At 71.6% G+C, this 23,948-nt stretch carries 17 protein-coding genes and 1 pseudogene; 13 read left to right on the forward strand and 5 right to left on the reverse strand.

Translation table 11 applies throughout. The annotated features are described in order from the left end of the window. Positions 1–37: 37 nt before the first annotated feature. The 5 genes from ACIP79_RS17105 (at position 38) to ACIP79_RS17125 (ending at position 4,658) form a co-directional block, all read left to right on the forward strand. A complete protein-coding gene (locus tag ACIP79_RS17105) occupies positions 38–631 on the forward strand; it encodes a TetR/AcrR family transcriptional regulator (protein ID WP_383681015.1) in 594 nt (197 codons plus the stop codon). Between the two features lie 172 nt (positions 632–803). Continuing rightward, complete coding sequence (locus ACIP79_RS17110) at positions 804–1,961, forward strand: acyl-CoA dehydrogenase family protein (protein ID WP_401223907.1); 1,158 nt, start codon at positions 804–806, stop codon at positions 1,959–1,961. Between the two features lie 35 nt (positions 1,962–1,996). After that, positions 1,997–2,863 (forward strand): acyl-CoA thioesterase, encoded by an 867-nt coding sequence (locus ACIP79_RS17115; protein WP_401223909.1) that lies wholly within the window; start codon positions 1,997–1,999, stop codon positions 2,861–2,863. Positions 2,864–2,887: 24 nt separating this feature from the next. Beyond that, on the forward strand, positions 2,888–3,865 hold the full coding sequence (locus ACIP79_RS17120; protein WP_401223912.1) for a cation diffusion facilitator family transporter: 978 nt from the start codon (positions 2,888–2,890) through the stop codon (positions 3,863–3,865). Between the two features lie 106 nt (positions 3,866–3,971). Further along, complete coding sequence (locus ACIP79_RS17125) at positions 3,972–4,658, forward strand: maleylpyruvate isomerase N-terminal domain-containing protein (protein ID WP_401223913.1); 687 nt, start codon at positions 3,972–3,974, stop codon at positions 4,656–4,658. A gap of 19 nt (positions 4,659–4,677) precedes the next feature. On the opposite strand, the gene ACIP79_RS17130 is transcribed toward ACIP79_RS17125, so the two are convergent. Both ACIP79_RS17130 and ACIP79_RS17135 read right to left on the reverse strand, forming a co-directional pair. Then, the gene (locus tag ACIP79_RS17130) at positions 4,678–5,466 is read right to left on the reverse strand and encodes a phosphatase (protein WP_401223915.1); all 789 of its coding nucleotides are present in this window, start codon (positions 5,464–5,466) and stop codon (positions 4,678–4,680) included. Between the two features lie 338 nt (positions 5,467–5,804). Continuing rightward, entirely contained in the window at positions 5,805–7,376 is a 1,572-nt protein-coding gene (locus ACIP79_RS17135; RefSeq protein ID WP_401223918.1) for a PucR family transcriptional regulator, read from the reverse strand. Between the two features lie 255 nt (positions 7,377–7,631). Between ACIP79_RS17135 and ACIP79_RS17140 the strand changes: the two genes are divergently transcribed. From ACIP79_RS17140 to ACIP79_RS17150, 3 genes and pseudogenes are all read left to right on the forward strand, one after another. Beyond that, positions 7,632–9,098, forward strand: coding sequence for a sodium:solute symporter (locus ACIP79_RS17140; RefSeq protein ID WP_401223921.1), 1,467 nt, complete (start codon positions 7,632–7,634; stop codon positions 9,096–9,098). 73 nt (positions 9,099–9,171) lie between these two features. Then, positions 9,172–10,131: pseudogene (gene speB / locus ACIP79_RS17145) on the forward strand (agmatinase); the annotation flags it as partial. Between the two features lie 131 nt (positions 10,132–10,262). Then, complete coding sequence (locus ACIP79_RS17150; protein WP_401223924.1) at positions 10,263–11,948, forward strand: thiamine pyrophosphate-binding protein; 1,686 nt, start codon at positions 10,263–10,265, stop codon at positions 11,946–11,948. Positions 11,949–11,974: 26 nt separating this feature from the next. On the opposite strand, the gene ACIP79_RS17155 is transcribed toward ACIP79_RS17150, so the two are convergent. The 3 genes from ACIP79_RS17155 to ACIP79_RS17165 form a co-directional block, all read right to left on the reverse strand. Beyond that, a complete protein-coding gene (locus tag ACIP79_RS17155) occupies positions 11,975–12,403 on the reverse strand; it encodes an ATP-binding protein (RefSeq protein WP_401223926.1) in 429 nt (142 codons plus the stop codon). A gap of 79 nt (positions 12,404–12,482) precedes the next feature. After that, the gene (locus ACIP79_RS17160) at positions 12,483–13,286 is read right to left on the reverse strand and encodes an endonuclease I family protein (RefSeq protein ID WP_401223927.1); all 804 of its coding nucleotides are present in this window, start codon (positions 13,284–13,286) and stop codon (positions 12,483–12,485) included. Between the two features lie 238 nt (positions 13,287–13,524). Beyond that, complete coding sequence (locus ACIP79_RS17165) at positions 13,525–15,816, reverse strand: ArnT family glycosyltransferase (RefSeq protein WP_401223929.1); 2,292 nt, start codon at positions 15,814–15,816, stop codon at positions 13,525–13,527. Positions 15,817–16,014: 198 nt separating this feature from the next. Between ACIP79_RS17165 and ACIP79_RS17170 the strand changes: the two genes are divergently transcribed. The 5 genes from ACIP79_RS17170 to ACIP79_RS17190 all read left to right on the forward strand — a co-directional run bounded on the left by ACIP79_RS17170 (position 16,015) and on the right by ACIP79_RS17190 (position 23,947). Continuing rightward, a complete protein-coding gene (locus tag ACIP79_RS17170) occupies positions 16,015–16,875 on the forward strand; it encodes a serine hydrolase (RefSeq protein WP_401223932.1) in 861 nt (286 codons plus the stop codon). Positions 16,876–17,007: 132 nt separating this feature from the next. After that, on the forward strand, positions 17,008–18,054 hold the full coding sequence (locus tag ACIP79_RS17175) for an esterase-like activity of phytase family protein (protein ID WP_401223935.1): 1,047 nt from the start codon (positions 17,008–17,010) through the stop codon (positions 18,052–18,054). 85 nt (positions 18,055–18,139) lie between these two features. Next, complete coding sequence (locus ACIP79_RS17180; RefSeq protein WP_401223937.1) at positions 18,140–21,859, forward strand: ABC transporter ATP-binding protein; 3,720 nt, start codon at positions 18,140–18,142, stop codon at positions 21,857–21,859. Between the two features lie 128 nt (positions 21,860–21,987). After that, complete coding sequence (locus ACIP79_RS17185) at positions 21,988–22,374, forward strand: hypothetical protein (RefSeq protein ID WP_401223939.1); 387 nt, start codon at positions 21,988–21,990, stop codon at positions 22,372–22,374. Between the two features lie 121 nt (positions 22,375–22,495). Then, positions 22,496–23,947, forward strand: coding sequence for a S28 family serine protease (locus ACIP79_RS17190; protein ID WP_401223941.1), 1,452 nt, complete (start codon positions 22,496–22,498; stop codon positions 23,945–23,947). Position 23,948 lies beyond the last annotated feature (1 nt).

Below are 23,948 nucleotides of genomic sequence, written 5' to 3' on the forward strand. Positions count from 1 at the left end.
TTAACGACCGCTAACCTTCCTGTCTAGAATCACTTCCATGGCCACGAGAACCGACGCGCCCACCCGTCGAGAGCAGATCCTCAAGGAGGCCGCCCGGCTGTTCGCCGAGCGCGGCTTCCACGGCGTGGGTGTGGATGAGATAGGGGCCGCGGTCGGCATCAGCGGCCCCGGTCTGTACCGGCACTTCCCCGGCAAGGACGCGATGCTCGCCGAGCTCCTGGTGGGGATCAGCGGCCAGCTGCTGACCGGCGCCAAGCGGCGGGTCGCCGAGGCCGACGGGAACCCTCCGGAGCGGGTCCTCGACTCGCTCATCGAGGGGCACATCGACTTCGCGCTCGACGACCGCCCGCTGATCACCCTGCACGACCGCGAGCTCGACCGCCTGCGTGACAGCGACCGCAAGCTCGTACGACAGCTCCAGCGGCAGTACGTCGAGCTGTGGGTGGAGGTCGTGCGCGAGGTCTATCCGGCGCTGGCCGAACCCGCCGCCCGCTCGGCCGTGCACTCGGTCTTCGGGCTGCTCAACTCCACCCCCCACCTGGGGCGCCCCGGCGCGCTGCCGGGGCGGGCGGCCACCGCCGCGCTGCTGCACCGGATGACGCGCGGGGCCTTCGAGGCCGCGGGAGCGTGACGAGCGTCTCGGGACGGCTGCACGCCTCCTCTGGACGACGGTCGTGACTGCCCGGTAACCTGGAACTGAGCAAGCGCTTAGCCGGGGTCGGTGGCCTCGACCGGGGAACCCCCACGGCTAGCAACCCCATACGCGAGAGCGGCGCCGGCTTAGGCGCAGAGAGGTGCCGGCGGTGCGCCGTACTGTGTTCAACGAGGACCACGAGGCGTTCCGGGAGACCCTCCGCGCCTTCATAGAGGCCGAGGTCGTCCCCGTCTACGACGAGTGGTTCGCCGCGGGCCAGGCTCCGCGCGACTTCTACTACAAGCTCGCCGAACTCGGCGTCTTCGGCATCCGCGTGGACGAGGAGTACGGCGGCGCGGGCATCGACTCGTACAAGTTCGAGGCCGTGATGTACGAGGAGACCGCGCGCGCGGGTGTCTCCTTCGGCGGCTCCGGTGTGCACGTGCTGCTCGGCCTGCCCTACATCAAGGCGCTGGCCACCGACGAGCAGAAGAAGCGCTTCCTGCCGAAGTTCGTCTCCGGCGAGGAGATGTGGGCCCTGGCGATGACGGAGCCGGGCACCGGCTCCGACCTCGCGGGCATGAAGACCACCGCGAAGCTCTCCGAGGACGGCACGCACTACGTCCTCAACGGCTCCAAGACGTTCATCACCGGCGGTGTGCACGCCGACCGCGTGATCGTCTGCGCCCGCACCTCCGCCCCGACGCCGGAGGACCGCCGCCACGGCATCTCACTGTTCGCCGTCGACACCAAGGCCGAGGGCTACTCCATCGGCCGCAAGCTCGACAAGCTGGGCCTTAAGGTCTCCGACACCGCCGAGCTGGCGTTCGTCGACGTGAAGGTGCCGGTCGAGGACCTGCTCGGCGAGGAGAACAAGGGCTTCTACTACCTCGGCGGCAACCTGCCCTCCGAGCGCTGGGGCATCGCGTTCGGCGCCTACGCGCAGGCCGCGGCGGCCGTCCGGTTCGCCAAGGAGTACGTCCAGGAGCGCACCGTCTTCGGCAAGCCGGTCTCGCACTTCCAGAACACCAAGTTCGAGCTGGCCGCCTGCCAGGCCGAGGTGGACGCGGCCCAGGCCGTCGCCGACCGCGCCCTGGAGGCCCTCGACCAGGGCGAGCTGTCCCCGGCCGAGGCCGCCAGCGCCAAGCTGTTCTGCACCGAGGTCGCGCACCGCGTCATCGACCGCTGCCTCCAGCTGCACGGCGGCTACGGCTTCATGAACGAGTACCCGATCGCCCGCCTGTACGCGGACAACCGCGTGAACAGGATCTACGGCGGCACCAGCGAGATCATGAAGTCGATCATCGCCAAGAACATGGGCCTGTAAGACCACCGAAATCACCGGTCAGTAGAAATGGCTCCATGAGTCAGGCACTTCAGTCCCTCCTCGATCTGCTCGACCTCGAACAGATCGAGGAGAACATCTTCCGCGGCCGGTCCAGGTCCGCCGTCGTCCCACGGGTCTTCGGCGGACAGGTCGCCGCACAGGCGCTCGTCGCCGCGGGGCGCACGGTTCCCGAGGACCGGTTCGCGCACTCCCTCCACTCGTACTTCCTGCGCCTCGGCGACCCCGGCGCGCCCATCGTCTACACCGTGGACCGCATCGGCGACGGCCGCTCCTTCACCACCCGCCGGGTCGTCGCGGTCCAGCACGGGCAGCCGATCTTCCACCTCTCGGCCTCCTTCCAGCGGTACGAGGAGGGCTTCGACCACCAGGCGCCGATGCCGCCCGCGCCCGACCCCGTCACCCTGCCCACGGCGGAGGAACGGATGAGGTCCTACGAGCACATCGACCCCGAGGTCAGGGCCAAGATCCTGCACGCGCGCGCCGAGGTCGACCTGCGCTACGTGGACGACCCGCCGCACGGCCGGTACGGGCAGCCGCGCGAACCGCGCTCGCAGGTGTGGTTCCGCGCCAACGGCAAGCTCGCCGACGACCCGCTGCTGCACGTCTGCCTCGCCACCTACGTCTCCGACATGACGCTCCTGGACTCCGTCCTGCTGGCGCACGGACGCGGCGGCTGGGCCGTCGGCGACGTCGTCGGCGCCTCGCTGGACCACGCGATGTGGTTCCACCGGCCCTTCCGCGCCGACGAGTGGCTGCTGTACGACCAGGAGTCGCCGTCCGCGTCCGGCGGACGGGGCCTGGGCCAGGCCCGCATCTACACCCAGGACGGCCGGCTGGCCATCACGGTGATCCAGGAGGGCGTGGTCCGTATCCCGCGATGAGCGCGGGCCGGTAAGACTTGGGTCATGGCTGACGCTTCGGAACAGGACGACAACGGCGGCGGCGAGAGCACCTTCACGGTGCTCGTCGCCGCCGTCGCCAATCTCGGTATCGCGCTCGCCAAGGCCGTCGCCGGGGTGATCAGCGGATCCAGCGCGATGCTCTCCGAGGCGGCGCACTCGGTGGCGGACACCGTCACCGAGGTGATGCTGCTGACCGCGCTGAAACGCAGCGAGAAACCGGCGGACGAGGAACACCCGCTCGGCTACGGCCCCGAGCGCTACATCTGGGCACTCCTCGCCGCCGTCGCGACCTTCGTCGGCGGCGCGGTGTTCTCGCTCTACGACGGCATCCACACCCTCGTCGCGGGCGAGGAACTCGGCGACCCGCTGGTCTCGTACATCGTGCTCGCCATCGCCTTCCTCCTGGAGGGCTACTCCCTGCGCACCGGCGTACGCCAGGCGCGGGGCGAGGCGAAGCGGCTGAAGGCCCCCTTCAGGCTCTACCTCCGGCGCACCCCCGACACCGCCGTGAAGGCCGTCGTCATGGAGGACTCGGCCGCGCTGGTGGGCCTGCTGCTCGCGGCGGGCGGCCTGCTCGGCGGCCAGCTCAGCGGCTCCGGTGTCTGGGACGGCATCGCGTCCCTGTGCATCGGCGTACTCCTGCTGTACGTCGCCTGGGTGCTGGGCCGATCCAACGCGGAGCTGCTCATCGGGCGCCCGCTGCCCAGGCAGGTCCGGGAGCGGATCGAGACCGAACTGCTCGCGTCGGAGCACATCGAGGCCGTACTGGAACTGACGACCCTGGTCCAGGGGCCGCGGGAGGCGCTGGTCGCCGCGAAGGTCGACTTCCGTGACGTGTCGACCGCCGCCCAGATCGAGTGGGCCTGCGAGCAGGCGGAGCAGCGGCTGCGGGAGGTGTTCCCGATGGTCAGCCGGGTGTACCTGGACCCGACGCCGGGGTTCGCGCAGCGCCGCGAGGAGGGGCTCAACCCCTGGCCGTGACCGGCCTTTCCATGGTCGTTTCTCGCCAACGGGGCCTGCACGGGACCTGTACGGGGCCCCACGCACGGCAGGATGGCGTGCACAGGACACTCGTTGAGGGGGCGGCATGACCGGGGTGGACATCGGGAGCTGGAACTGGCGCGGGCCGGGGGTCCGGGAGGCCTTCCTGGACGCCGCGGCGTCCATGGTGGGGCTGCTCGGCGAGCCCGCCGTCGTCGAGGCGTGGGAGAAGCCGAGCGCGCTGCGGGAGTACACCGTCGGGGGACTGGCCGGGCACACCGCCTGGCAGATCCTGTTCGTCCCGGAGGCACTGGACGCGCCCGCGCCCGACGGCGAGATCGTGTCGCTGCGCGACTACTTCATGACACGGGTGACGTGGATCGGCGAGGACACCGGCAGCGCGGTCCACGTCCGCATCCGCCGGGGCGGTGAGGCGGCGGCCGTCCTGGGACCCGAGGCGCTGGCCGCGCGCGCCGGCGCCGCCCTCGACCGCCTGCGCGCCCAGCTCCCCGGCGTGCCCGCCGCGCCGCCGAGGCCGCTCGGGATGCCGTCCTGGAACGGCTGGGCCCTCGGCCTCGACGACTTCCTGCTCACCCGCCTGCTCGAACTCGTCGTACACGCGGACGACCTCGCCTTCAGCGCGGGCATCCCGACGCCCGAACTGCCCGACCACGTCACGGAGCCGGTGGTGGAACTCCTCGGCCACCTCGCGGTCCGGCGGCACGGGGCGGTGAACGTACTGCGGGGACTGTCACGGGCGGAACGGGCGCCGGCGTCGATCGCCGGGATCTAGGGCCGGCCCCAGGGGCGGTCTAGGAGAGCCCGGCCGCGTTCAGGAGGTAGGCCGTCATCGGGTCGTAGTGGCGGGGGCTGGTGACGTGGTCGTCCAGCGGGACGGCCACCTGGAGGGTGCCCTCGGACTCGGCGAGGAACAGGGCGGGGTCGTTGCAGTCGGCGTAGCCGATGGCGTCGATGCCCTGCTGGGCCGCGAAGCCCGCCCAGCCGTGGTCGGCGACGACCAGGTCGGGCAGCGGCCGGCCCTCCCGCTCCAGGCCGCCCAGGATCGCGCGCATCGGCTCGCCCGAATGGGTGTGCCAGAGGGTGGCGCCGTGCTCCAGCATCGCGACGTCCGCGAACTGCATCACGTATCCCTCGTCGGTCTGGAGACCGTCCGGGATGACCACGATCTCGCAGCCGGCCGCGCGCAGGGCGCCGGCGGTCGCGCGGTGCACGTCCAGGAGACCGCCCGGGTGGCCGGTCGCCAGGAGCACGATCTGGGTGCCGTCGGCGGCCTTGCGCAGCCGCGCCGCCGCCCGGTCCAGGGCGTCCACCGTCAGGTCGGGGTCGATGGTGTCCTGCCCGTAGCGGTACTCCGGGTCGTCGTTCACGCCGCAGCGCTCCGCCATCACCGCGAGCACGTCCTGCTCGTCGGTCCAGCGGTCACCGAGCTCAAGACCGAGCCACCAGTTGCGCTCGCCGTTCGCCAGCTTGCGGTAATGAGAGAGGTTGTTCTCGCGGGGCGTGGCAACGTCGCCCGCGATGCGTGTCTGGACGAGGTGGTCGACGAGCTCTTGGCGGCTGGGGATCCCGGGTATCGGCATGGGTCCATTGTGCCGTCGGCGCCGGTGTGCGAGTCGGATGTCCCGAACGCTGGGACGGGGGTCACTTGGTTGTACGAGGGTGGGGTGTGCCCTGGATGCCTTCTTGCCGTTGGCCTGTGCGGGTGGGCTGCGCCGCTCCGCGGCGTGCGTTCCCGGACCGCTCCGCGGCAACACGTTCCCCACCGCTCCGCGGCGGCTTTCCCGCCCACCCACCCGTCTCGGTCCCTCGGAAGGCTCGCGCCCAGGCGATCCCGGCCGCTCCGCGCCCGTCCCTCCACCGCTCCGCGGCGGGTTTCCCGCCCACCCGCCCGTCTCGGTCCCTTGGAAGGCTGGACTCGTTACCCGTCCCGCAGCGCGAACCACAACTCCATCCGGACGTCGGGGTCGTCGAGGTCCGAGCCGAGCAACGCCGTGCAGCGGGCGATGCGTTGGCGGACGGTGTTGCGGTGGATGGAGAGGGCGACCGCGGTGCGGTCCCAACTGCCGTGCAGGGAGAGCCAGGTGCGGAGGGTCTCGGTGAGGGCGGCGTTGTCGGCGACGGGCGCGAGGAGGGCGCGGGCGTACGCCTCGGCGTCGGACGGGGGGACCAGGTCGGCGAGGGCGGGGCGTTCACCGTGGCGGACCAGCGCGGCGCGCGTGGCACGGGCGCGGGCCAGGGCGCGGCCCGCCTGCGCGTCGGCCGCCGCCCACTCCGGTGCTCCGACGGACGCGCTGACCCCGCAGGTCCAGCCGGGCTGCGCGGCGACCGCCCGGCCGTCGGGCACCAGGACGCGTACGACGTCACCGTCCGCGTCGACCAGCGTGGAGCCGAGCGCCGCCCCGAGCGCGGACGCGGCGACGGCGTCCGGAGCGGGGTCGTCCCCGGCGGGCCGCGCGTGCACGACGGTCCACCGTCCGCCGCCGCCCAGCAGGGGCGCGACGGACTCCGGCGCGGCTCCCAGGAGCAGCCGCACCAGCGCCGACGACCGCGCCGCCCCGCTCCCGCTCTGGTGCTCCCCGGTGAGCAGGGAGAGCAGGACCGCCGCGACGGAGGCGATGGTGTGGTCCCCGGGCTCGCGGCCCGGCGCGCCGACCCCGAGCACGAAACCCTGCCCGGAGCCCAGGGCGTAGGCGGCGAGGTGCGTGCGGCCCATGGTGTCCGTGGCGGAGGAGGGGGAGGGAGAGGGAGACGGGGACGGGGGCGGGTTGGGCGAGGGGCCCGCCTGGGACGCCGACGGCCGTACGACACGGGCCAGCGCCGCGAGTGCCCGCACCGCGCCCTCCTCCGCGCCCCTCCCCGCCCGCGCCAGCTCCGCCCCCTCCGGCCCGTACAGCACGGTCCAGCCGCCCACCCGCTGGGCGAGTTGCCGCAGTACCGCCGGTACCGGATCGGGGCGGGCGGCGGCCGCGGCGAGGCTCTGCTGGGCCTCGGTCACCCGGCGCAGTTCCGTGTGGCGGGCCTGGGCCATGAGCTGCCAGACCGCGCGGGCGACGGCCGAGAAGGTGGTCCGGGGCGGGACCTCCAGCAGCGGCAGACCGTAGCTGTCGCAGGCGGCGACCAGGGCGCGGGGGACCGTGTCGTGGACGGGGGCCACGCCGAAGCCGAGGGCCGCGCCGCCCGCGGCGACGATGCGGGAGACGTAGTCGTCGAAGTAGGTGCCCGAGCCCGCCGCCTCCGGGATGTGCACCCCGGCGGTGAGGAGCAACTCGCCGCCCAGCAGATACGGGTACGGGTCCGCCATCTCCGAGGTGTGCGCCCAGTGGATCACCGTGTCCGTCTCGGCCGGCCCGGCGATCCGGACCAGGCCGAGATCCTCGCGGGCCAGCAGCGCGGAGAGCGGCACGGGCGGAGTCGGTGGCACAGGCGGAGTCGGTGGCACAGGCGGCGTCGGCGGTACGGGTGGGGCAGGCGGGGCGGATGCGTCCGGCATGGTGGACGTTCCCTCCATCCGGTTCAGCGGCAATGGATGAAACGTACACTTCAGTGTCGCTTTCCGGCCACCTAGTGTCGTGACCGCCGGCAGCCGCGGGTACGGGCGGATGTCCCCGCGACCAGCTACCGGCTACTGGCCACCGGCTACTGGCCACCGGCCACCGGCTACTGGCCACCGGCCACCGGCCGAAGCCGAGACCCACCACCACCCCCCACCCGCACGACACGCCACAGAGCGCCCGGAGGAGACCCCATGGCCGTCGACTACGCAGTGATCGTCGTCTATCTGGCAGGCATGCTGGCCATGGGCTGGTGGGGCATGCGCCGCGCGAAGTCCAAGAGCGAGTTCCTCGTGGCCGGGCGGCGGCTGGGACCCGCCATGTACTCCGGGACCATGGCGGCCATCGTGCTGGGCGGCGCGTCCACCATCGGCGGGGTCGGCCTCGGCTACCAGTACGGGATATCCGGCGCCTGGATGGTCTTCACCATCGGCCTCGGACTCCTCGCGCTGTCCGTCTTCTTCTCCGCCCGTATCGCCCGGCTGAAGGTCTACACCGTCTCCGAGATGCTCGACCTGCGCTACGGCGGCCGTGCGGGAGTCATCTCCGGTGTCGTGATGTGGGCGTACACCCTGATGCTCGCCGTCACCTCGACCATCGCGTACGCCACGATCTTCGACGTCCTCTTCGACATGAACCGGACGCTCGCGATCGTCCTCGGCGGCTCGATCGTCGTCGCGTACTCGACCCTCGGCGGCATGTGGTCGATCACGCTCACCGACATGGTGCAGTTCGTCGTCAAGACGATCGGTGTGCTGCTCCTGCTCCTGCCCATCGCCGTGGTCAAGGCCGGCGGGTTCAGCGAGATGAAAGCGAAGCTGCCCACCGAGTACTTCGACCCGCTGGGCATCGGCGGCGAGACGATCTTCACGTACGTGCTCATCTACACGTTCGGCATGCTGATCGGGCAGGACATCTGGCAGCGCGTGTTCACCGCGCGCAGCGACACCACGGCCAAGTGGGGCGGCACGGTCGCCGGCACGTACTGCCTGGTGTACGCCGTCGCGGGCGCCGTCATCGGTACCGCGGCCAAGGTCATGTACCCGACGCTGCCCAGCGCCGACGCCGCCTTCGCGACCATCGTGAAGGACGAACTCCCGGTCGGGGTCAGGGGGTTGGTGCTGGCCGCCGCCCTCGCCGCCGTCATGTCGACGTCCTCCGGCGCGCTCATCGCCTGCGCCACCGTCGCCAACAACGACATCTGGTCCCGGTTGCGCGGCACCGCGGCGACCGGGGACGGCGAGGAACGCGACGAGGTCCGGGGCAACCGGGTCTTCATCCTGATCATGGGCATCGGGGTGATCTGTACGGCGATCGCGCTCAACAACGTCGTCGAGGCGCTCACCGTGGCCTACAACCTGCTCGTCGGCGGACTCCTCGTCCCGATCCTCGGCGGACTGCTGTGGAGGCGCGGGACCGCGCAGGGCGCGCTCGCGGCCGTCGTGGTCGGCGGCGTCGCGGTCATCGGCCTGATGGCGACGTACGGCATCCTCGCCAACGAGCCCGTCTACTACGGCCTGCTCTCCTCGCTCGCCGTGTACGTGATCGTCTCGCTCGCCACGCCCGCCACCGACGCCGCCGTCCTGGCCGCCTGGCGGGAGCGCCTCGCGGGCCACGGCGGCGCCGAACCCCTGTCCGAACCCGTCCCGGCCCACCAGTAGAGTCGTATCAGCTGTACTTAGTCGTACTTAGCTGTACATACGCGATGTTGCGTAGGAAAGTAGGCATTTCATCATGAGCGGTAACGAGACGCCTCGTGGCCCCGTCGACTCGTCCCGCGTTCCGCGGTACGCGGGACCCGCGACCTTCGCCCGGCTGCCGCGCCTCGACGAGGTCGGCACCGCCGACGTCGCCGTGGTCGGCGTGCCGTTCGACTCGGGCGTCTCCTACCGGCCGGGCGCCCGCTTCGGCGGCAACGCGATCCGCGAGGCGTCCCGGCTCCTTCGCCCCTACAACCCCGCCCAGGACGCCTCGCCCTTCGCCCTGGCGCAGGTCGCGGACGCCGGCGACATCGCGGCGAACCCGTTCAACATCAACGAGGCCGTGGAGACGGTCGAGGCGGCCGCCGACGAACTCCTCGGCACCGGCGCCCGGTTGATGACCCTGGGCGGCGACCACACCATCGCGCTGCCGCTGCTGAGGTCCGTGGCCAAGAAGCACGGGCCCGTCGCGCTGCTCCACTTCGACGCCCATCTCGACACCTGGGACACCTACTTCGGCGCCGAGTACACGCACGGCACCCCGTTCCGCCGGGCGGTGGAGGAGGGCATCCTCGACACCGAGGCGCTCTCGCACGTCGGCACCCGGGGGCCGCTGTACGGCAAGCAGGACCTCACCGACGACGAGAAGATGGGCTTCGGCATCGTCACCTCGGCGGACATCTACCGGCGCGGCGCCGACGAGGTCGCCGACCAGCTCCGTCAGCGCATCGGCGACAGGCCGCTCTACATCTCGATCGACATCGACTGCCTCGACCCGGCGCACGCGCCCGGCACAGGGACCCCGGAGGCGGGCGGCATGACCTCCCGCGAACTCCTGGAGATCCTGCGCGGGCTGTCGTCCTGCAACCTGGTCTCGGCGGACGTGGTGGAGGTCGCACCCGCGTACGATCACGCCGAGATCACCGCGGTGGCGGCCTCCCACACGGCGTACGAACTCACCACGATCATGTCCCGCCAGATCGCCCAGGCCCGCAGGGACGACGACCGGACGGGCGACCAACTCGACCAGACCCGCAAGGACGGCGACCGGCTCACCCGGGTCCGCAAGGACGACGACCGGCCCGGCGACCGGCTCGCTCAGACCCGTAAGGACGGCGAAGCGAAGTGACCCACGACCACGACCTGGTGCTCCGCCCCACGGCCGCCCAGACCTCGGCCGCGCTGAACCCGCCCGCCGGGCGCAACGGCGGGGACCTGGTCGTGGAGACCCTCGCCGGTCTCGGCGCCACGACCGTCTTCGGCCTGCCGGGACAGCACGCGCTCGGCATGTTCGACGCCCTGCGCCGCTCGTCCCTCCAGTACGTCGGACTGCGCGTCGAGAACAACGCGGGCTTCGCGGCGGACGCCTACGGCCGGATCACCGGCGAGGCGGCCCCGCTGCTGCTGTCGACCGGTCCCGGCGCGCTCACCTCGCTGGCCGCGCTCCAGGAGGCGGCCTCGGCGTCCTCCCCGGTGCTCGCCGTCAGCAGCCAGGTCCCGACCGCGGGGCTCGGCGGCGGGCGCCACGGCTATCTGCACGAACTCCCGGACCAGCAGGCCTCGTTCAGGGGAGTGGTGAAGTCCGTCCACACGGTCCGCAGCCAGTCCCAGATCCCGTCGGCGATCGCCGCGGCCTGGGAGTCGGCGCTGACCGTGCCGCACGGCCCGGTGTGGGTGGAGATCCCGCAGGATGTCCTCCTCGCCGAGACCTCCCTGCCGGTGGTCACGGCGATGGACGCGACCCCCGAGGACGTCGTCCCGCGCCCCGAACTGACCGCCGTGGCGGCCGACCTGCTCTCCCGCGCCGAGCGCCCCGCGATCATCGCGGGCGGCGGCGTCGTACGGGCGGACGCCGCCGGCAAGCTCCGCCTGCTCGCCGAGAGGCTGAACGCCCCGGTCGTCACCACCTTCGGCGGCAAGGGCGCCTTCCCCTGGGAACACCCGCTCTCCCTCCAGTCCTGGCTGGAGGACCGCCACACCACGGACTTCCTGGAGGACGCGGACGTCCTGCTGGTGGTGGGCTCGGGCCTGGGCGAACTCTCCTCGAACTACCACACGTTCAAGCCCCGCGGGCGGGTGATCCAGATCGAGGCCGACCTCGGCAAACTGGAGTCCAACCACCCGGCGCTCGGCATCCACGCGGACGCCCGCCTGGCCCTGTCGGCGCTGCTCGAAACGGTCGCCGACCGGGCCGACGGCACGGCGCCCGAGCGGGTCGCCGCCGTGCTCGCCCGGGTCGGCGAGCGCATCGCGGCCCAGGAACTCACCCTGGAACAGGACGTGTTGGCGGCAGTCCGCCGAGCCCTGCCCGCCGGCTCCCCGTCCTTCTGGGACATGACGATCCTCGCCTACTGGGCCTGGTCCGCCTTCGACCCGCGCGGAACGAACACCATGCACTCCGCCCAGGGCGCGGGCGGCCTCGGCTACGGCTTCCCCGCGGCCCTCGGCGCGGCGACCGCGGACCCGACCCGGCCCGTGCTCGCGGTCTCCGGCGACGGCGGCGCGTTGTATTCGATCGCCGAACTCGCCACGGCCAGGCAGTACGACCTGAACGTCACCTGGCTGATCGTCGACGACGGCGGCTACGGCATCCTCCGCGAGTACATGACGGACGCCTTCGGCCAGTCCACCGCGACCGAGCTGTCCCGCCCGGACTACGTGGCCCTCGCGGAGTCCTTCGGCGTGCCCGGCGTACGCACCACACCCGCGACCCTGGAGGCGGACCTCGCCAAGGCCCTGGCGACGCCCGGCCCCTCGGTGGTGCTGCTCCCGGCGGTCCTGCGGATGTTCGCGCCCACGCACCTGAGCTGACCGTCACGGCCCCGCGGGGGCCGGGCTCACCGCGGGAGCGCCAGCTCCGCCCAGGTGGCCTTTCCGCTGCCCTGCGACCGGGGGCAGAAGCCCCAGCGTTCGGCCAGTGCCTGGACGAGGGCGAGTCCCCGGCCGCCCTCGTCACCGGGAGCCGCCCGGCGGGGGAGGGGCCGGCGGTCGTCCGTGTCGGCGACCTCCACGCGCAGCCGGCCCTCGTACGTCGCCAGCCGCAGACCGATCTCGTGGCCGGGCGGGGCGGACGCGTGCTTGAGCGAGTTGGTGATCAGCTCCGAGAGCAACAGCTCGGCCGCTTCGGCCACTTCGCCGTCGATGCGCCAGTGCGTGAGCTGGGTGCGGAGCAGCTGCCGGGCGCGCGGAGCGCTGTGCGGGGTGCGGGGGAGCTGCCAGGTGGCGTCGGTGACTTCGGCGTTGGCGTTCGCGGCGGCTTCGGACATCGGCGTCTCCCTCCTGGCCGAACAGGTTACGGAGTCGAACTCCCCGCTGGCTACGGGGAGTTCAACCGTTCAGCCGTTGTTACCAGATCGCCTCGACCCACTCGGGGTGGTCGATGAACGGGTTGCGGTTGTGCTGGTAGGTGTCGTAGATGACCTGGTTGCGCTTCTCCTCGAAGGCGCTGGGCGGGTCCGCCTCGTTCCACGCCTTGAGCACGGACAGCTTGCCCATGTACGGGTTGCTGCCGTTGTTCACCAGCTGGTTGGGCTCCAGGTTGGCCCAGCCGTCGCCGCCCTCGTAGCGGACGGTCATGTAGAGGATCATGCGGGCCACGTCGCCCTTGTCGGCGTTGCGCGGCTCGAAGGAGTCGGAGTCCGTGTAGCTGCCGGAGGCGCCGCTGACCGCGCTGCCGCCGTTGTCGAAGTCCTTGTTGCCGCGGATGCTGTTGACCTGGACGTCGGCGGGACGCAGGTGGTGCAGGTCGGTGCCGGGACCGGTCGCCTCGCCGAAGTCGCCGTGGGACTTGGCCCACGTGTGCTCACGGTTCCAGTCGCCCACGTCGCCGCCGTTGAGGGACTTGGCGCGCGAGGTGCCGCTGTAGAGCAGGATCACGTTGTTGCTGTTGTTGGGGTCCTGGTCGGTGGCCATCAGGGCGTTCCAGACCGCGGAGTACGAGATCTTGGTCTGGGGGGTGATGATCGTGTGCAGCGACGCCTTCAGGCTCGTGCCGGTCTTGCCGATCGCGTTCTTGTAGTACGTGCTGTCGTACGCGGTAGTCGTGGCCGCCGCGGGGGTCGCGGTCACGGCGGGGAGGGTGAGGCCGACGAGCACGGCGGATGTGGCCACCGCAAGCGCCTTCCATCTGCCTATCTGCGCAACGGACATGGGGGTGCCCTTTCCCGGGATCGACAGGCGTTCGATCGCTGCGCCCGGATCAACGGGGCCTCGATCTACGCGTGTTGACTTTTTAGGTAACCGGGAGCGTGGCATGCCCTGGGGGTCGGCCGTGTAACAACTGAAAGGAATTCGCGTGACGATATGGAATAGAGGGCAACCCCTGACCGTGAAAACGGTCAGGGGTTGCTTCGATCGAGGGTTTACTCCAACTGGCTAAGGGTTTCCCCTAGTTGACGTCCGACGGATCGAGCCGGTAAAGCGACTGAGTGCTCTGGGTGCCACTGCCGGCCGCGGATCCGGAGTCGGCTTCCGAGCCGGACGCGGAGCCCGAGGACGACGTGGAGGTGGACGTGCCGCCGTACTCGCTCGCCTCGACCGCCGTGGCGTTCTTCTGCACCCACGCCGTGACCTCGGAGCTGAGGGTCGAGCCGCCGCCCATGCCGCCACCGCCACCGCCGCCGAGCTGGATGTAGTGCAGCTCGCCGTTCTTCACGAGTTCCTTGAGCCTGGCGAGCGTCATCGCCTTGTCGGTGCCGGACCAGCCCCACATGGAGATGACCGGCTCACCGCTGCTCAGGATGAGCGACGCGGCGGTCTGCGAACTGGACACCGCGAGCAGCCACTCGGCGCCGTCCTGGTTCTTCTTCAGGTAGCTGATCAGCTCGTCGCTGGTCTCGCCGCCCATACCGCCACCGCCCATACCGCCGCCCATACCGCCACCCCCGCCGAAGCCGCCGCCGGGCTGACCGGTCGTGCCGCCCGCCTCGCCGGTTCCGCCGGTTTCGCCGGCTCCGCTCGGCGGCGTACCGGTGCCGCCGTCCTGCTGACCGCCGGGCGCGGTGCCGCCCGGGGCGCCGCTGGGCATGCCGCTCGGCGGCGTACCCGCGCCACCCGCCTGCCCGGACTGGCCGCCCTGGCCCGCCTGGCCGCCGCCGGGCAGCTCACCACCGGCCATGGCGCCGCCGCCCGCCCGGCCGCCGCCCCCGCCGCCGAAACCGCCGCCGCCCGTCGAGGGCCCGGCCGTCGGATTGGTGCCGCCGCCCATGCCGCCGGTCGTGCCCGCGGGCACCGACGCCGCGTAGGCCGCGGGCCCGGCGACCGCGGCCACGATCGCCGCGGCCACGGAGGCCGCCAGCAGCCGGGTCCGGTGACCGGAGCGGAAGAGAAGCAGACCGGCGATCGCCAGTGCCATGACCACCGCGATCGCGGGCCACAGCCAGGTGTTCCAGCCGGTGGCCCGGCGCAGCAGCACGACGGCCCAGATGCCGGTGACCGCCAGGGCGACGGGCAGCACCCACGCCCACCGCCGGTCCGCCCGGAAGGCGCGCAGCAGCAGGACGCCGCCGCCTCCGCAGAGCGCCGCGATGCCGGGCGCGAGGGCGGTCGTGTAGTAGGGGTGCATCGTGCCCTCGGCCATGCTGAAGGTGAGGAAGTGCAGCACGGTCCAGCCGCCCCACAGCACCAGTGCGGCACGCGTCGGGTCGGTGCGCGGGGCGCGCCCGCACAGCGCGAGACCGCCGGCCAGTGCGATGCCCGCGAAGGGCAGCAGCCAGGAGATCTGGCCGCCCAGGGTGTCGTTGAACATCCGGCCGATCCCGGCGGTGCCGGCGAAGCTTCCGCCGCCGCCCCCACCGCCTCCGCCGTTGCCCTCGCCGCCGAAGACCCGGCCCAGGCCGTTGTAGCCCATGATCAGGTTCCAGGCGGTGCCGTCCGTGGAGCCGCCGATGTACGGCCGCTCGGAGGCGGGCACCAGTGACACCGCGGCGGGCCACCAGAAGCTGGCGACCGCCAGGGCCACGCCCGCGGCCAGCAGGTTCACGATCCGCTTCACGAGGCCGAGCCGGGACGCGTACAGGTAGACGGCGAAGACGGCGGGCAGCGCGATGTAGCCCTGGAGCATCTTCGTGTTGAACGCGAGCCCGAAGCACACCGCCGAGCCGACGAGCGGCAGCAGTCTGCCGTCCCGTGTGGCGCGCAGGCCCAGTGCGGCGCCCGCGACCATCAGCAGGACGAGCAGCGTGTCGGGGTTGTTGTCCCGGTTGATGGCCACCGTGATGGGCGTCAGCGCGAGGACCAGCGCGGCCACGGCCGCCGCCGCGTGCCCGAAGACGCGCTTCACGCTGGAGTGCAGGATCCAGATGGTGCCGAGCGCGGATGCGATCAGCGGCGCCATCATCTGCCAGGTGCCGTAGCCGAGGACCCGGCAGGACAGGCCCATCACCATCAGGACGAAGGGCGGCTTGTCCACGGTCATGAAGTTGCCCGCGTCGAGCGAGCCGAAGAACCAGGCCTTCCAGCTCTGCGTGCCGCTCAGCACGGCGGCGCTGTAGAAGCTGTTGAGGCCCGACGAGGAGAGGTTCCAGGAGTACAGGATCCCGGCCAGCAGCATGATCGCGATCAGCGCGGGGAGTGACCAGCGCGGCGCCTTCTCCGGGGGGCCGGGCGGCGCGGGAGGCGTCGGCGCGGGCGAGTCGGGGGCCGCGGAGGCGTGGGGGTGTGGGTCGGTGGCAGATGTCACCAGGGCATCCTGCGGACCGCTGGTGGGCGCGGGCTGTGGTGTACCTGGGGGGCACCTGTGGATCCGGCAACGGAGGGTCAGGGTCCGGCAACGGTTCCCCAACGTGTCGCTGTTCCGTACAACCATTCCCCCGTGCGGGTGAGTCAAAGGGGCGAGCGTGCAGGGGGCGCGCTCGTATCCAGCCAAGGGGGAGCGGCCATGACTCATCGGACATCCGGCATATCCAGGCGTACGCGTGTGATCGGCGCCGGTATCGGCGCCGGAATGCTCATACCGCTGGTGGCGGCCGTGACGCCCGCCGCCGCGGCCACGCCGACGGTCAGCTGTACGTCGGCGAAGGCGGGCCTGGCCACGAAGCTCAAGAGGGACATCACCGCCGCGCTCGCGAACCGTGCCGGCACCGTCGCGGTCGGTCTCTACGACCGCAGCACGAAGACGACCTGCTCGCTCAGATCCTCCACCACGTACGACTCGGCGAGCGTCGTCAAGGTCACCGTCCTGGCGACGCTGCTCTGGGACGCCAAGAAGACGAATCGTTTCCTCACGCAGCGCGAGGCCGACCTCAGCAAGGCCATGATCACCAGGTCGGACAATGCCGCGACCACCGCGCTGTGGCGGCAGCTCGGCATGACGAAGATCAAGGGCTTCCTGACGGTCGCCGGGATGACCCAGACCAAGCCGGGCGCGGACGGCTACTGGGGCCTGACCCGGATCACCGTGCGCGACGAACAGCGGCTCCTCGCGCTCACCACAGCGAAGAACTCGGTGCTGAGCGACAACTCCCGCGCGTACATCCTGAAGCTGATGGGCCAGGTCATCTCCTCGCAGCGCTGGGGGACGCCGGCGGGGGCGCCCTCCGGTGTCGCCGTGCACGTCAAGAACGGCTGGCTGTCCCGGGCCACCCTCGGCTGGCGGGTGCACAGCGTCGGCACCTTCAAGGGCGGCGGCCACGACTACACGATCACGGTGCTGACGCACGGCAACAGCAACATGCAGTACGGCGTCAACACCATCCAGGCGGTCGCCAAGGTCATCCACAGGGACCTCGCGGCGAGCTGACCGGCTCCGTCGGCGGGGACTGTGACCGGCTCCCCGGCGGGGACTGTGACCGGCTCCGCCGACGGGACTCGGCTCCCCAGAATTCACGGCGAGTACGCCCGCGCTGAACCGGCCGCTGCCTACCGTGTCGCCATGCGCCTGCGAACCGTACTCGCCACCGTCACCGCCGGCCTGGCGGCGGCCACCACCCTGACCGCCGCCGGGCCCGCCACCGCCGCCACCGGCACTTCAAGCGCCAACGCCTGCTCGCCCGCCGTCTCCGTCGACGGCTTCTCCGACGCGCTCGACAAGACGACGTACGAGGGCACCTTCGTCGGCAACTTCTCCGCGCTCGCCGTGGACCGGAAGGGCCGGATCGCCGCCGTCTCCGACCGGTCCGCACTCTTCACCCTCGACGCGAAGACGCTGAAGACCCTGGCGCCCACCGGCGTCGTCCCGCTCGCCGACGAGAACGGCGCCGCGCTGGACTCCGAGGGCCTGGTCGTCGACCGCGACGGCACCCGGCTGATCTCCTCCGAGACCGAGCCCTCCGTACGCCGCTACTCCCGCGACGGGAAGATCCTGGACCGCCTGCCGGGCCCGGACGCGCTCAGGGTCGCCCCCGCGGGCCGCGCCACCACGAACCAGACCTTCGAGGGCCTGGCCCTGCTGCCCGGCGGGCGCACCCTGCTCGCCGCCATGGAGGGCTCGCTGTCCGGCGACACCGCGGGCATCGTCCGCTTCCAGACCTGGGACCGGAAGAACACCCACAAGGCATTCCGGCTGGGCGACCAGTACGGCTACCGCACCGACACAGGTCTCGGCGTCTCCGAGGCCACCGCCACCCCCGACGGCCGCCTGCTCGTCCTGGAGCGCGGCTTCACGGCGGGCGTCGGCAACACCGTCCGCCTCTACCTGGCCGACCCGCGGCGCGCCACCGACACCGGTGACGTGACCACGCTCACCGGCCAGGACGGCGTACGGCTGGTGAAGAAGACCCTGCTCGCGGACCTGGTGAACTGCCCGTCCCTGGGTGCCACGGCCAAGCAGCCGCAGCCCAACCCGCTCCTCGACAACATCGAGGGCCTGGCGGTCACCGGCAGCACGAAGGGCCGACTGAACCTCCTGCTGGTCAGCGACGACAACCAGAGCGCGGCGCAGATCACCCGTTTCTACTCCCTGCGGGTCCGACTGCCGTAGGCCCCGAATTGTTGCGGAGGGATGAAATCCGCTTCGCTCGGCGTTGGTGCCTTCCGGCGGACTGAGATCTACGGAAGGCACCCGCGTGGCAGCGCAAGGGGGATGGGCACGGCGACTGGCCGGGTACGCGTGGCGGCACCCGAAGGAAGTCGTGCTGGCGCTCGGGTCCTCGCTGGCGGGCATGGCCGTCATGGCGCTCGTCCCGCTGGTCACCAAGGTGATCATCGACGACGTGGTCGGGAACTACACCAGGGACATGGCCCCCTGGGCGGGCGCGCTGGTCGGCGCCGCCGTCGTCGTCTACGTCCTCACCTACATCCGCCGCTACTACGGCGGCCGGCTCGCCCTCGACGTCCAGCACGACCTGCGTACCGAGATGTACGCGACGATCACCCGGCTCGACGGCCGCCGCCAGGACGAGCTGTCCACCGGCCAGGTCGTCGGCCGCGCCACCAGCGACCTCCAGCTCATCCAGGGCCTGCTCTTCATGCTCCCGATGACCATCGGGAACGTGCTGCTCTTCCTGATCTCGCTCGCGATCATGGCCTGGCTCTCCCTCCCGCTCACCCTCGTCGCGCTCGCCGTCGCCCCCGCCCTCTGGGTCGTCGCCAAACGCAGCCGCACCCGGCTGCACCCCGCCACCTGGTACGCGCAGGCCCAGGCCGCCGCCGTCGCGGGAGTGGTCGACGGCGCGGTGAGCGGCGTACGCGTGGTGAAGGGCTTCGGGCAGGAGGAGCAGGAGACCGGGAAGCTACGGGAGGTGGGGCGCAGGCTCTTCGCGGGGCGGCTGCGGACGATCCGGCTGAACGCCAAGTACACCCCCGCCCTCCAGGCCGTGCCCGCCCTCGGCCAGGTCGCGATGCTCGCGCTCGGCGGCTGGCTCGCGGTGCGCGGGCAGGTCACCCTGGGCACGTTCGTCGCGTTCTCCTCCTACCTCTCGCAGCTCGTCGGGCCCGTGCGCATGCTCGCCGTGGTGCTGACCGTCGGCCAGCAGGCCCGCGCCGGCGCCGAGCGGGTGCTCGAACTCATCGACACCGAGCCGTCGATCAAGGACGGCACGAAGACCCTGCCGGCCGACGCGCCCGCGACCGTCGAGTTCGACGACGTCTCCTTCGGATACGAGGAGGGCCGGCCGGTTCTCGACGGGCTGAGCTTCGAGATCCGGCCCGGCGAGACCCTCGCCGTCGTCGGCTCCTCCGGTTCCGGCAAGTCGACCGTCTCGCTGCTGCTCCCGCGGTTCTACGACGTGACGCACGGCGCCGTCCTCGTGGGCGGCCACGACGTGCGCGAGCTGACGACCGAGTCGCTGCGGGCGGCGATCGGGCTCGTGCCCGAGGACTCCTTCCTCTTCTCCGACACCGTCCGCGCCAACATCGCCTACGGCCGCCCGGACGCCACCGACGAGGAGATCCTCACCGCCGCCCGCGCCGCCCAGGCGGACCGGTTCATCGCGGAGCTGCCGCGCGGCTACGACACCACCGTCGGCGAGCACGGCCTCACCCTCTCCGGCGGCCAGCGCCAGCGCGTCGCCCTCGCCCGCGCCATCCTCACCGACCCCCGCCTGCTCGTCCTGGACGACGCCACCTCGGCCGTGGACGCCCGGGTGGAGCACGAGATCCACGAGGCACTCGGCCAGGTCATGGCGGGCCGCACCACCCTGCTCATCGCGCACCGCCGCTCCACCCTCAACCTCGCCGACCGCATCGCCGTCCTCGACGACGGCCACCTCGCGGACATCGGCACACACGACGAACTCCAGGCACGCTCACCGCTGTACCGGCGGCTGCTGACCGACCCGGACGAGCTCGGCGGCGTCTCCCCGGGACACGCCCTGCCCGTCGTGCCGCGGGAGGACACCTCGGTACGGGACGAGCTGGACGCCGAGTTCGACGCCGAGCGCGGGGTCACCCCGCGGCTGTGGACCGGCGACCGCGAGCCGAAGGACACCGCGCTCGCCGGGATGCCCGCCACGCCCGAACTCCTCACCCAGGTCGAGGCGTTGCCCCCGGCCCTCGACACCCCCGGGATCGACGAGGCGCGGGCGGCCACGCCGGAGGAGTCGTACGGACTGCGGCGGCTGCTGCGCGGCTTCGGGGCGCCTCTGCTGCTCAGCCTCGGGCTCGTGGCCGTCGACGCCGGTATGAGCCTGCTGCTGCCGGTGCTGATCCGGCACGGCATCGACCAGGGTGTCTCCGAGGTCGCGCTCGGCGCGGTCTGGGTGGCGGCCGGTCTCGCGCTGGTCACCGTGCTCGCCCAGTGGGCGGCGCAGATCGGCGAGGCACGGATGACCGGCCGGACCGGCGAGCGGGTCCTGTACTCGCTCCGCCTGAAGATCTTCGCGCAGCTCCAGCGCCTCGGACTCGACTACTACGAACGGGAGTTGACCGGGCGGATCATGACCCGGATGACGACCGACGTGGACGCGCTGTCCACGTTCCTGCAGACCGGCCTCGTCACCGCCTTCGTCTCCGTCGTCACCTTCTTCGGCATCCTGGTCGCGCTGCTCGTGATCGACGTCCAGCTCGCGCTGGTCGTCTTCGTGACCCTTCCGGTGCTGATCGTCGGCACCTTCTTCTTCCGCCGGGCGAGTGTGACGGCGTACGAACTCGCCCGCGAGCGCGTCTCGTCGGTCAACGCCGACCTCCAGGAGTCGGTCTCCGGGCTGCGGATCCTCCAGGCGTTCCGGCGCGAGGCCTCGGGCGTGCGGCGGTTCACCGAGGGCAGCGACAGCTACCGCCAGGCACGCAGGCGCGGACAGTGGCTGATCTCCGTGTACTTCCCCTTCGTGCAGCTGCTGTCGTCGGCGGCCGGGGCCGCCGTGCTCGTCGTGGGCGCGCACCGCGTCGACGCCGGGACGCTCACCACCGGCGCGCTGGTGGCCTACCTCCTCTACATCGACCTGTTCTTCGCGCCCGTGCAGCAGCTCTCGCAGGTCTTCGACGGCTACCAGCAGGCGACCGTGTCGCTCGGCAGGATCCAGGAGCTGCTCCAGGAGCCGACCTCGACGAAGGCCGCGGACAAGCCGCTCAAGGTGCGCTCGCTGCGCGGCGACATCGCCTTCGAGGACGTCGACTTCGCCTACGGGGACGACGAGGAGGCCCTGAGCCAGGTGTCGCTGACCATTCCCGCCGGGCAGACCGTCGCCTTCGTCGGGGAGACCGGCGCGGGCAAGTCGACGCTGGTGAAGCTGGTCGCCCGCTTCTACGACCCGACCGGCGGGCGGGTGACCGTCGACGGCACGGACCTGAGGTCGCTGGAGCTGACCTCCTACCGGCACCGGCTCGGCGTCGTCCCGCAGGAGGCCTACCTCTTCCAGGGCACCGTCCGGGACGCCATCGCGTACGGCAGGCCCGACGCCACCGACGCCCAGGTGGAGGCCGCCGCCCGCGCGGTCGGCGCGCACGACATGATCGCCACGCTGGAGGGCGGCTACCTCCACGAGGTCGCCGAGCGCGGACGCAACCTGTCCGCCGGACAGCGCCAGCTCATCGCGCTGGCCCGCGCCGAACTCGTCGACCCCGATGTGCTGCTCCTGGACGAGGCCACCGCCGCCCTGGACCTGGCGACGGAGGCGCTGGTCAACCAGGCCACCGACCGGATCGCGGGCCGCCGTACGACCCTGGTCGTCGCCCACCGCCTGACGACGGCCGCCCGCGCGGACCGGGTCGTGCTGATGGACCACGGGCAGGTCGCCGAGGACGGTACCCACGAGGAACTGCTCGCCCTGGACGGCCGGTACGCCGAACTGTGGCGGACGTTCATCGGCGCCGCCGAACCGGGGGAGCCCGTCGGCCGCCCGGCCTGACCCCGCGTGCCGTGCCTGCCCCGCATGCCGTGCCTGCCCCGCGTGCTCGCGTGCCCCGCGCAACCATTCCGCCCGTCTCGTGCGTCCGTACACCAGTACGCACATAAGCCGGTAAGGGAGTGGCGACTGTGAACAGTGGGGCGATTTGCCGAAGGGCGGCGCTCGGCCTGGCCGTACTGAGCACGTCCGGGATGCTGGCGCTGGTGAGCCCCGGCTCCGCGGCGGCCGCGTCGTACTGCGCGGGGCGCGAGGTCCGCAAGCTCCCCTTCTCGACCGGCACCGTACGGGTCTACAAGAGCGGCGGTTACGTCTGCGCGGTGACCTTCCCGAAGCGGCAGGGCCCCCGCAAGCAGATGTCCGTCAGCGTGCAGGCGCGCGGCAGCCGGCCGGCCGCGGACAAGGGAGTGTTCGCGCACCACGCGGGCCCGGCGAAGGTGCACGCCGGGCGGCGCTGTGTGTGGATCAAGGGCTCGGTCGGCACCGGAAAGGTGAGTTCGGGCTGGATCCTCTGCTGACCGGACCGGATTCTCCGCCGATTCATCGCAAACCCACAGGGTTCGCCCAATCACCCCTGGTGTCAGGCCAGTTGCTCCGCTAGGTTCCGGCGGACATCTGTGTAACTCCAGGGGAGGGTGCATGCGCAAGGCGCTCAGATGGCTGCTGGCGCTCACAGTGCTCATCGGCACGTTGAGCACGGCCGGGGCGGCCACCGCCGCCCAGCCGGAGGCCACCGCCGGTACGGCGAGTACGACAGGCACCGACATACTTGACCGGCTGCTCGCCATACCCGGGATGAGTCTGGTCCAGGAGAAGCCGTACACCGGCTACCGCTTCTTCGTCCTGAACTACACCCAGCCGGTCGACCACCGGCGCCCGTCCAAGGGCACGTTCCAGCAGCGCATCACCGTGCTGCACAAGGACACCGCGCGCCCGACGGTCTTCTACACCGGCGGCTACAACGTCTCCACGACGCCCAGCCGCCGCGAGCCGACCCAGATCGTGGACGGCAACCAGGTCTCGATGGAGTACCGCTTCTTCACTCCGTCCCGGCCCGAGCCGGCCGACTGGTCCAAGCTCGACATCTGGCAGGCGGCCAGCGACCAGCACCGTATCTTCAAGGCCCTCAAGCGGATCTACGACAAGAAGTGGATCTCCACGGGCGGCTCGAAGGGCGGCATGACCGCCACGTACTACGAGCGCTTCTACCCGCGTGACATGGACGGCGTCGTCGCGTACGTCGCCCCCAACGACGTGGTGAACGACGAGGACTCGGCCTACGACCGCTTCTTCGCCACGGTCGGCACCAAGGAGTGCCGCGACCGGCTGAACGCCGTGCAGCGCGAGGCGCTGGTACGCCGTGAGCCGCTGGAGAAGGTGTACGAGGCGTACGCCGCCGAGAACGGGTTCACCTTCACCACCGTCGGCAGCCTCGACAAGGCGTACGAGGCGGTCGTCCTCGACTACGTGTGGGGCTTCTGGCAGTACAGCCTGCTGGCCGACTGCGACTCGATCCCGGCCGACGCGGTGAACGCCACCGACGAGGAGATCTGGACCTCCATCGACACGATCTCCGGCTTCTCCTTCTACACGGACCAGGGCCTGTCGCCGTACACGCCGTACTACTACCAGGCGGGCACCCAACTGGGCGCGCCCACCATCAAGTTCCCGCACATCGAGGAGCGCCTGATCCGCTACGGCTACCAGCCGCCGCGGAACTTCGTGCCGCGTGACATCTCCATGAGGTTCCAGCCCTCGGCGATGCGCGACGTGGACACCTGGGTGAAGAACAACGCCGACCACATGCTGTACGTGTACGGCCAGAACGACCCGTGGGGTGCCGAGCGCTTCCGCCTCGGCAAGGGCGCCCACGACAGCTACGTCTTCACGGCGCCCGGCCTCAACCACGGCGCCAACGTCGCGGGTCTCGTCGCCGACGAGAAGGCCCTCGCCACGGCCCGCATCCTGAAGTGGGCGGGCGTCGCCTCGGCCACCGTCCAGGCGGACCCGTCGGCGGCCAGGCCGCTCGCCAGGTTCGACGCGAAGCTGGACCAGCGTGACGTGGAGCGCGAGCCCGCGTTGCGGCCGTAAC

The organism is Streptomyces sp. NPDC088747, from assembly GCF_044751025.1.
Lineage (GTDB): Bacteria > Actinomycetota > Actinomycetes > Streptomycetales > Streptomycetaceae > Streptomyces.